The organism is Prevotella marseillensis, assembly GCF_900625065.1.
Taxonomy (GTDB): domain Bacteria; phylum Bacteroidota; class Bacteroidia; order Bacteroidales; family Bacteroidaceae; genus Prevotella; species Prevotella rara.
In genome coordinates this window covers 2,955,441-2,965,890 of record NZ_UYXY01000001.1, presented here as the reverse complement: position 1 = coordinate 2,965,890, position 10,450 = coordinate 2,955,441, and the positions used below count along the sequence as shown (strand labels likewise).

The 10,450-nt window shown below is 56.9% G+C and carries 5 protein-coding genes; 4 read left to right on the top strand and 1 reads right to left on the bottom strand.

Going from position 1 to position 10,450, the window contains the following annotated elements; genetic code table 11:
* Positions 1-17: 17 nt before the first annotated feature.
* Entirely contained in the window at positions 18-1,070 is a 1,053-nt protein-coding gene (locus EJL04_RS11870) for an aldose epimerase family protein (protein ID WP_125105060.1), read from the bottom strand.
* A 228-nt stretch (positions 1,071-1,298) separates the two neighbouring features.
* On the opposite strand from EJL04_RS11870, the gene EJL04_RS11865 reads away from it, so the two are divergent.
* The 4 genes from EJL04_RS11865 to EJL04_RS11850 all read left to right on the top strand — a co-directional run bounded on the left by EJL04_RS11865 (position 1,299) and on the right by EJL04_RS11850 (position 10,425).
* Complete coding sequence (locus tag EJL04_RS11865) at positions 1,299-2,456, top strand: hypothetical protein (protein WP_125105059.1); 1,158 nt, start codon at positions 1,299-1,301, stop codon at positions 2,454-2,456.
* A 103-nt stretch (positions 2,457-2,559) separates the two neighbouring features.
* Complete coding sequence (locus EJL04_RS11860) at positions 2,560-6,969, top strand: CHAT domain-containing protein (RefSeq protein WP_164511759.1); 4,410 nt, start codon at positions 2,560-2,562, stop codon at positions 6,967-6,969.
* A gap of 97 nt (positions 6,970-7,066) precedes the next feature.
* Positions 7,067-7,681 (top strand): hypothetical protein, encoded by a 615-nt coding sequence (locus tag EJL04_RS11855; RefSeq protein WP_125105057.1) that lies wholly within the window; start codon positions 7,067-7,069, stop codon positions 7,679-7,681.
* A gap of 242 nt (positions 7,682-7,923) precedes the next feature.
* Positions 7,924-10,425 carry a CHAT domain-containing protein gene (locus EJL04_RS11850; protein ID WP_125105056.1) on the top strand — a complete coding sequence of 834 codons (2,502 nt, stop codon included), beginning with the start codon at positions 7,924-7,926 and terminating at the stop codon, positions 10,423-10,425.
* Positions 10,426-10,450: the final 25 nt, after the last annotated feature.

Below are 10,450 nucleotides of genomic sequence, written 5' to 3'. Positions count from 1 at the left end.
AACCATGTTACTACTCTCTAACAATTAATCGAAAATGCGTATTTAATCACATGGCGGTATGTCTCGCCCGGCATCAGCACCTGGCACGGCAGTGAAGGATGGTTGGGAGCGTCGGGCGCACCCTGACACTCAATGGCCACGCCGTCGTGGTCGGCATACCTTCGGCCGCTCTTGCCCACGGGCAGGTTGTCGGCAAGCCAGTTGCCCGTGTAGAGCATGGCTCCGCACTGTGTGGAGTAGACGCTCAGACGGCGGCGGCTCTCATCGTCGTCGAGCACAGCCACGAGCCTCAGCTGCCCGTCGCCGTTCCATCCGTCTACGAAGAAGAAGTGGTTGTATCCCTTGCCCGTCCTCATGTTGCTGAAGTCGGCACCTATGTCCCTGCCCAGCGCCTTGGCCTGCAGAAAGTCCATCGGAGTGCCCTCCACCGGCTCAATGCTTCCCAGCGGAATGTCCGTGACGTCGGCAGGCAGCCATCTGTGGCAGTTAAGCCTGAGCCGCTGACTCAGGCACGAGCCCGAGCCTTCGCCCGCAAGGTTGAAGTAGGCATGGTTGGTAAGATTGACAATGGTGGGTCTGTCGGCAGTTGCCTCATAGCTAATGGTCAGCTCGTTATCGTCGTTCCACACATAGTCAACCGCCACGTCCATGGCTCCCGGATATCCCTCCTCGCCGTCGGCGGCATGATACGTGAACCTTACGCCGCCGTCATGAGGCTCGGCGCCCCATATCACGTTGTGAAATCCGTCGTTGCCCCCGTGCAGCGCGTTGGGCGGATTGTTGATAGCCAACTGATACTCGTCTCTGCCTATGCTGAACCTGCCGCGCGCAATGCGGTTGGCATATCGTCCGGGCGTCTTTCCGGCGCAGGCGCTGTCGTAGAGATAGTCGGCATGCCGGGCATATCCCAGCACCACGTCGTCTATCCGTCCGCGTGCGTCGGGCACCCTTATAGCCGTGATGCCCGCGCCAAGCGACGACAGAGCAGCCTCGCAACCCTGCGAGTTGACAAGGCGGAACACCCTGAACGTGCCCTTTGCCGAGCTTATATCGTTGCTGAATATATCCATCTTTTTTGCATGCAAAGTTAGCATCATGCGGCCGAAGGACAAAGCACGCGTATGTCAGAAAATGTAAATTATTCGTCAAAACGCCTGCCTGAGCCCTTATTTTCGGCAGAAAATAACAAGTGTTACGGCCAACATCATAAAGCATATCTTTGCTTTTATGGTAAAAAAATATTATTTTTGCCAAAACGTTAACAATATATTATCACACAATCTAAAATCATTCACAACATGAATATTAAACATTCAGCAGCGTCGGCAGCATATCTTATTCTGGCATTCATGGCCATATGGCTTGCACCGACTGAGACAAAAGCACAAGTAACCTACGAGACATTCATATACACGAGCGACGCCCTGAGCAGCGAGATACAGGACCTGAGCAACGAGCGCGCTGCCCGCGGAGGCTACATGGCCGACCTGGGCATGGCGATGGCAAACGCCGGAAAGGGCATTGCCGGAGGATACGTGACGAGCTTCATCGACATGGGCGTCAACGCCATAGCATCGCTCATAACAAGACCGTCGCGCCTGAAGAACGAATGGGAGGAGACGGTTAAGGCCGAGAGCACCTTTGAGACCAAGTTCGGCACGGTGAGCGAACTCAACGACTTCTATTCGGTGCCGTCGACAGACGGGGCGATGGACCCGCGCGGCATGCGCTTCAACGGCATAGGATGCCTGCGCCGCGGCGAGAAAGGCGACACCGTGTTCTACATATCATGCCACGTAGACCACAGCAAGCTCTACCGCATAGTGAACCACTCTAAGTTTGAGCTGGTGCTCGACACGCTCATACTATGCCCGAAGGAGTCTAACCTGCCCAACTCATCTCTGCCCCTGCCCTTCTATTTCAGCGAGCGCGGCAGCTATCAGATAGACATGACCATGACGCTTACATCGTCGTGGATAAACGAGCTGACCGTGCTTCAGAAGGACAAGGAGCTGGGACGCTTCGAGCTGACCGTGCCCATCGACTCGTCACAGGTGGCGGCCGACGGCAAATACCGCTACGTGCGCGGACGCAGCAAGGGCTCGCCACTGGTGATAAAGGGCGAGAGCTTCATCGTGCCGCGCTCGTTCATGGCATACCGCGACGAGAACGACCAGTATCACAACAGCTGGGGAACGGGCGAATACAAGATGTCTGTAACGCTGAAGGAGAGCTGCGACGTAACCGACGAATACCGCGACGAATGGAGAAACGACCGCAAGCGCCGCAAGAAACTGACGCCGAAGGAGGGCTGGACCGACAACGTATGGAAGGTGATAGAGTCGCAGAAATGGGACGAGATATCAAAGCAATGGGTGATAACCACGCTGAGCGCACCTGCCGACATGATAACGGGCGACATAATAGACAAGCTCGACCTGGCACCCGACAAATAGCAACAGGCACATGCCTAAAGCCGGGAGGACGGATGGACAAGGCGCAGGCACGACATCAACAGGCACCCGGCAACGGCTGGACAACAATAACATAAAACGGCTTATGAAACCACTGTTATGTCTATTTATACTTATGTCGCTTCTTGCCATGCCGACGCATGCCGGCAAGACCTATGCTGCGGCAGCAAGCCACGCCGCACACAGGGCCGCCGCGCAGCAGGATGACGACAAGGCAAGGAGCGAAGCCATAACCGACATATTGGCCCACCGCAAATGGGCGGCTGCCAACGTAGACACGGCATTTGCCACAGACGCCGACCTGCTAAGGGCTGCCGCCGACGCCGCTGCCACGCTGTCGCGCGAGCCGGCATACACGGCAGTGCTGCGCAAGGCCGCAGCACTGGTGCCCGCACTTGCCGCATATGCATCATTCAGACAGACCGACAGCCTTGACCATGCCGACAGGCGCAAGACCGAAGCCCTCAAGGCCATAGCCCTGGCAGCACAGAAGACAGTGCCGCAAAGGCCCGACGTGGAGGCAAGGGCAAGATACCACATAGCCGTAATATCCGTGCAGACCGACGCAGGCCGCGCATACAGCTCGATATGCGACGCCTGCAGGCTGGCAGAAAAGAGCCGCGGCGGAATAAGCAAGGACAGGCTTACGGCCGAAACAATGCTCTACAACGCCACACGACTCTTCATAAAAGCCAACTACACCGAGGGCGACTCTCCGCTGCTTTATGCCGAGGAGAGCAGGCTCGAGCACGATTTTCTCAGATACTTCAGAGGACGCAAGAGCACGGCAGACGACGCGCTGACCATGTCGATGCTTGCCATGATAAGGCAGGGCCGCGGCTTCGGGCGCGAGTCTGACGAAGCCGACGTGGCAGAATTCGGCGGCAGCAGACCGGCAGAACTGCCCGACAGCGTGGCAACGGCCGAATGGCTCTTGGGCAGATACTACGTGAAAGAAGCCTTCAGGATAGCATCGGGAGCTTTGGGATACAGCCATCCCGACGTGATGTCAATGCGGCTTATGACGCTTGCTGCCGGCTCGCCGTGCTTCGACAGCATGTTCGTCTACGCCCTTGCCTACTGGCCGCTGGGCACACCGATGCTATGCGAAGTCAAGATAGCCAAATGGACTACTGCCCTTAACGATGGGACAGACGTGTCGGAAAGCAGAAAATACGCCACTTACCTGAAATATTACCGCAACTATTACGGCGAAGACAGCAGGGCGTATGCCGACATGCTGCAGCAGGTGGCGCTGATAAGACTCATGGACAACATAGCCGACGGACAGGCGGGCGACGGCTCGCAGCTGGTTGAGCTCTACATAAAACTGATGAACCGGACGGGCAGATGCGACGACAGATACATCGATGCGTGCGACGGATTCATGACGCTGGCATCGCTGGTAGACCCGAAGATATATCTCAGCCTGTCTGAAGAGATAATGAAATGTTATGCCGAAAGGAGCACGCAGCCCAGCTGGACGCGCGTGGCAACAGGCGGAAAGATAGCCACACGACTGGCACAGAACGCCGAACACGACAAGGCGCTCGACATGCAGCGCAAGACGGTGGACGAGGCAACGATGCTGCCCGGAACCATAGGACGCAGATATGAAGCCAAGGCACGATACGACCTGGCAGTGCTATACGGCAGCAGCGGACAGCCCGCCGACTCGGCAACGGTGGACAGCTGCTGGCAGGCAGCACTGAAAACCTACGGCGAGGCAAGGCTCGAAAAGTTTATGCCGACCATGAGCTATGCCGTGCATCTCGCTGACGAATACCGGCTCGACGATGCCGCCGGCGTGGTGACAAAGCTGATAAAGGACGACGGCAAGACCATGCGCAAGGCATATCTGGCAAGCGCCCGCACACTGCTCGGACGCATAAGGATGATGCAGGGCAAGAACGACAGGAAGACAAGGCGACTGTTTGAGTCGGCTGCCGAACCGCTGCTGACAGACACCGCACAGCTGCCGTCGCTCGCCGTAAACGGATATCTGTATCTCAGCGCATGGCACATCAGCGAGAACAGGCCCGACTCTGCCGAATTCTACCTTCAGCGAGGATACCTCCTGGCAAAGAAGATAACCGACATTTCGCCCGGATTTTATCTCAACTTCTCAAAGAATCTGTACACTCTTTACATGGCTCTCGGACAAGACCACAAGGCTGAGGAGCTGAACGAGAGCATGATAGAGGAGCTTGAGAGGGACAACATGCAGGGCACAACGACATATCTCGACTGCATGTGGAACCGCGTGGACATAACGCGGCTGAGGACTCCGGGCAACCTCAACAAGATTTTCACGCAGTGCACGGGCATAATATCGCCCACATTCCTCGTATATAAAAGAGGCAACTACAACAAGGACATAAAGTATTCGTATGTGTTAAGACTGCTCACAAACATTGTAACCAACGGCACCAGACTGTATGCTACCACACCCGTTGCGGCGGAACAGCAGGACGGAGCCGGAAACTCGCGCGAATACATAAGCAGCCAGCTGGGCGAACTGATACCGCAGCTGCTCGACATGGAGCAGGGATATCCCGGCTTTGTGCAGGGTGCCGACTACCGTGTACTGCCCGAATACTATATGCTCATACAGGCTCTTGCCAACTATTACGGCATGGTAAGAGACACATCAAAGATCACTCACTACTACAGACTGATGGCCGAAGCCGACTCGCTGTGCCACAGGCCGTGGACGGCGGCACAGAACATGGCAGGACTTTACGTCATGCGCGGCGACTTCAGAAGCGCGCTGCCCTACAACACCGAATGCTACAGGCAGCTTGACCGTTTCTCAATATTCGACCAGATACAGATAAGCCGCTGGCAGGCAGAGCTGTGCTATGCGCTCAACAGAGACGACGAAGCCGTGGAAGCGGCAGCCGGATACGCCGGTCAGATACGCAGATATGTGCTCTCAAACTTCGACTATCTTGGCTCTTACGAACGCGCGCAGTTTCTTGCCGACCACAGCACAAGCGGCCTGATGATCAACTGGATGCTGCCGCGCAAGAGCCGGGAGCTGGCAGCTCAGGCCTACGACGCAGCACTGTTTGACAAAGGTCTGCTGCTGCATTCGTGGGAACGCATACGCCGCTCGATAATACGCTCGGGCGACAATGCGCTGATATCTCAGCTCGACACGCTTGCACGCCTTAACGAAGCGGCACGCGCTCTCAACGCAGGAACAGGCGACACAGAGACGAGCAAGCAGCTGAGCGGCATACAGCAGCAGATAGAGCGCATAGAGAAGAGCCTGGCACGCAGCACCGAGGCCTACCGCACAGACACCATGAGAGTTGTGTCGTGGCAGGAGATTAGAAAGGCGCTCAGCCCCGGCGAGGCAGCCATAGAGTTTGTAGCCACCGACACGGCCATGGCAGCCCTCATAATAAAGCCCGGACTTGAACGTCCCGCTGCCGTGATGCTCAACGGGGCAAGACAGCTGACCGCGCTGCTTAGACAGACCGACTTCATGCCTGCCGAAACACGTGTGCGCAGACTCTACACCTTCGGAAGGTCAAAGCTCTACGACATAATATGGCGGCCGCTTGAGCAATATCTCGGCAACACGTCCACCGTATACTTCTCGCCCACAGGCGAACTCAACCGCATTGCCTTTGCCGCCATACCCGTATCGGCCGACAGCTGCCTCATAGACAGATACGACCTGCGACAGCTGTCTACCACAGCAAGGCTCGTAAGCAGAGCCGGAAAGCACGACATAAGAACGGCAACCGTGTTCGGAGGCATCTACTACAGCGACGGACAGGCAGCGCAGGCAGCAGGCAACGGCAGCAACAACACACGAGCAGCGATGCAGGAAGCCTTCGTATATCTTGACGAGACGCGACGCGAGACCGACGCCATAGCCCGATGCATGGCCAAAGCCGACATCAAGGCCGACACCATAACGGGCAGCAACGCCACCGAAACGGCATTCTACAAGCTCGACGGACAGAGCACGGACATAATACATCTGGCCACGCACGGATTCTTCATAGACGGCTCAAAGGATGCCGACGAATATGCGTTCCTGCGCAACCATCCCGGCTCAAAGCACCACGCCATGCAGCGCACAGGACTTGCCTTCGTAGGTGCCAACGCCACATGGACGGGCGAACGCAAGCCCGACCGCGAGGACGGCATACTGACCGCCAACGAGCTGTCGCTGCTCGACCTTGGCAACACCGACATGGCTGTGCTGTCGGCATGCGAGACGGCGCTCGGAAGCTACACCACCGAGGGCGTGTACGGACTGCAGCGCGGATTTAAGGAGGCAGGCGTCAACACGCTGATGATGTCGCTATGGAACGTGAACGACCGCGCCACGGCGATATTCATGCAGGACTTCTACAGGCTGTGGCTCGGCGGAATGACCAAGCGCGAGGCCTTCAGGACTGCCGTGAACAACATGAGACAGCAGCACCGCGAGCCGTTCTTCTGGGCTGCCTTCACCCTGCTTGACGCCGAATAAGGCCGCGCCGACCCGACGATACCTCCGACAGAGGCAAGGGGAAAGACAGCAGAAAGGACATGAATGAACATTGACTGACAACTAAAATATTACTGACATGAGAAAAATATTATTGCTTGTGCTTGCCGTATGTGCATCGGCCATACATGCGCAAAACACAACCGAACTGATGATGAAGGCCGAAAAGGCGTGCATGATGATACGCGACGCCGTTACGGCACGCTCTGCCGACAACGTGATGGCGGGCATGGAGATGATAAGCGAGATACCGTTCAGCGAACTGACGCTCAGCTCTGTCGACACCAAGAGCGCCGTGCCGATGCGCGGACATCTGCAATATAACGTTGAATATCTTGACGAACTGCTGCTGAAAAACCTCGACATGGGGCTCATAGAGGTTGAAGACGCCTACAAGATGAGGGCAACGAGCGCTCCGCTAAGATGCACCCACCGCGCCGTAGCGGCAGGCGGCAGCGTAACTTACTCGATGATGGCGCAGGGCGAACAGCAGCTGATGGTGGTGCCCGAGTGCGGAGGCAAAGTGAATCTCTACGTAGACGACAAGGGCAGCGGCCGCAAACTGGCAGACAAGGCCGACGGAGGCAAGGACTGCTGCACGCTCAACTGGACGATAGAACGTGCCGGCGAGCTGGTGATAACCGTGGAGAACAAGTCGGACAAAGACCTGAGCTTTATTATCGTGTCCAACTGAACAGCCCCAGGCAGCTAAAGGCATCAGACAAGCCGAAACGGCTGAAGCGGCATGACAAACCATAAATGAGGCTCACTAAGCCCTGAAAGGTTATCAGAGCTCATGCTGTTTTGTCTGTTTGCGTATCGGTGCTTCCATCCGGATTCTCACCACATATTAGGGTTAAGGCAAAAAATCCAGCTGCCTCAATATTATTTATACATGTTTTCTTAATTCTTAATTTTTAATTCCTGATTATCATCGTGTTTCGTTTTCTTGCATTATTGATATTATCAGCCGCTGCCGCCACGGCAGAAGGACAGACGGTGGCAACGCTGCTCAGGGCCGACTCGCTGCGCAACGCGGGGAGCTATGCCGAAGCTATTGAAGCCTACCGTGAGGTGAACGACAAGAAAGGCATACCCGGATCGTGGCGGCTAAGGGCGCTGACGGGCATGGCCACGTGCAACAGACAGACGGGAAACTATCGCGAGGCGCTCGAAAACTACCGCACAATTGACAGCGAAGGACTGCTCGACGTGCGCGGAAAACTGAACATGAGCAACCTGTATCTCACTCTCGGACTATACGCCGACGCCGTAGACCTGCTCGAGCCGCTCGACGCCACGATAGGTCAGGACACACGGCTGATAAACCTTGCATCGGCGTATGCATACCTCGGACGCGGCGGCGACGCCCTGCAGCTGCTCGCCACGGCACCGACCGACGGCATAAGCGCAGAGCAGAAGGCCACGCTGACGGCCAACCGCGGATTTATAGAGATGTCGCTCGGACAGCACGAAGCGGCGGCGGCATCGCTCGGCAAGGCTGCAGGCATGCTGGCAGAGGGAGCCGGACGATACATCGTGATGGCTAACCTGGCGCTGGCTGAGAGCGGATGCGGACATGCAGACAAAGCCCTGGCACACATTGACTCGTGCCTGACATGGCAGAAAATAAACCTCGGAGAGAAGCATCCCGACTATGCGATAAGCGTAAGAAAGCGCGCCGAAATTCTGCTGAAAGCCGGACGGAAGACAGAAGCGGCGGCGTGGTTTAAGACGTATTTCGGCCTTATGCGCAACTATGTGTGCCGCTCGTTTGCCTTCCTTACCGACAAGCAGCGGCAGGATTTCTGGTTCAGCAACGAACCGCTTGTAACCGAATGTTACGCCACCGAGGCCGCCGACCCGCAGCTGCTCTACGACGTGGCGCTCTTCTCCAAGTGTCTTCTGCTGCAGGTTGAGCGCAACATAGAGGCCGAGGCACGGCGCGACACATCTGCATCGAGGCTTTATGACAGCATAGCATCACTGAGGCGTGAGGCCGACAAGGGCAGCTCTGACGCACGGCAGCGCGACTCGCTCTACGCCGAAGCCGACAGGCAGGAGCAGAGGCTGATGGCCATGATGGACGGATACAGGAGCTTCAACGCCAACATGAGGCTGACATCGGCCGACATAGCGCGGCGGCTGGGGCGCAACGAGAGGGCAATAGAGTTTATAAGATACGGCAGCACATCGGCGCGACGCTATGCCGCACTGACCCTTGACGGCACTGGCAAGGTGGGATTCGTGCCGCTGTGGACAGAAGACAGTCTGCGCAACTTCAGGCTGACCGACGGCCGAACGCTCAACGAGGCGATGAACTCGATGCGCGCTGCCGACAAGAACGCCATATACACCGACACTAAGCTTAGCTCTATGATATGGTCGAAGCTGAAACCGCTGCTGACTAAGCGCGGACGGATATACTTCGCGCCCGACGGTCTGCTGCATCTGCTTGCCATAGAGAACATGACCGACGCCATGAACGGCAGCGACGTGTGCCGCCTCAGTTCTACGCGCGAGCTTGCCAATGACGACAAAGACATCAGGGGAAAAGCACTGATAATGGGCGGAGTGAGCTATGACGAATGCGACGCAAAGACCCAGGACGAAGCTACAGCAGCGCCCGACCGCAGCGCAAGCAGCATACTCTCAGCCCTGCATCTGCCGCCCGCAGCCAACGGAGCCTACGCCTATCTGCCCGCCACGGCGGCAGAGGCAGACACCATAAGGAGCATGATAGCAAAAGGCAACGGCATAAAGGCTGAATGCATAAAAGGCACGCAGGCCACCGAAACGGCCTTCAAGCTCGCCGCCCCGTCGTGCTCAATGATACATCTTGCCACCCACGGCTTCTGCTTTGCCGACACCGACAGGCCCGAGCCGCTGGCGTTCTGCCGCGACAGTCTGCGCGAAGACGACACGATGAGCCGCAGCGGACTGGTGTTTGCTGGTGCCAACCGCATGGTGCAGCCGGCATACAGCGCCTACGACGACGGCATACTGCTGGCACGCGAAGCCTCAGAGATGCGCCTCGACAGGGCAGCCCTCGTAGTGCTGTCGGCATGTCAGACGGGTCTCGGACCGATAACTTCCGAGGGCGTGTTCGGCTTTCAGCGCGGACTGAAGAAGGCAGGAGCCGGCGCGATAGTGGCAAGTCTGTGGAACGTTGACGACAAGGCCACCAAGCTGCTCATGACCCGTTTTTATCATCATCTGCTCGGCGGCATGCCCATGTCGGAAGCCTTCGCCCAAGCCAAGACCGACCTGCGCTGCCATGAAGTGAAGATAGAAGTGGAGACAGACGAGGACGACAAGTCGCACGGACAGATAAGGCGCTTAGGCCGATGGGTGTGGCCGAAGAAGAAAGTAATGAAGACCGTTCGTCCCTACTCGAAGCCACAATACTGGGCAGCATTTATTTTAATTAAGAAGTGAGAATTAAGAAGTAAGAAAGATATGT

Excerpts from the sequence above, each read along its gene's own strand:
- EJL04_RS11870 (WP_125105060.1), bottom strand. The coding sequence starts at position 1,070 with ATGGATATATTCAGCAACGATATAAGCTCGGCAAAGGGCACGTTCAGG.
- EJL04_RS11865 (WP_125105059.1), top strand. The coding sequence starts at position 1,299 with ATGAATATTAAACATTCAGCAGCGTCGGCAGCATATCTTATTCTGGCA.
- EJL04_RS11860 (WP_164511759.1), top strand. The coding sequence starts at position 2,560 with ATGAAACCACTGTTATGTCTATTTATACTTATGTCGCTTCTTGCCATG.
- EJL04_RS11855 (WP_125105057.1), top strand. The coding sequence starts at position 7,067 with ATGAGAAAAATATTATTGCTTGTGCTTGCCGTATGTGCATCGGCCATA.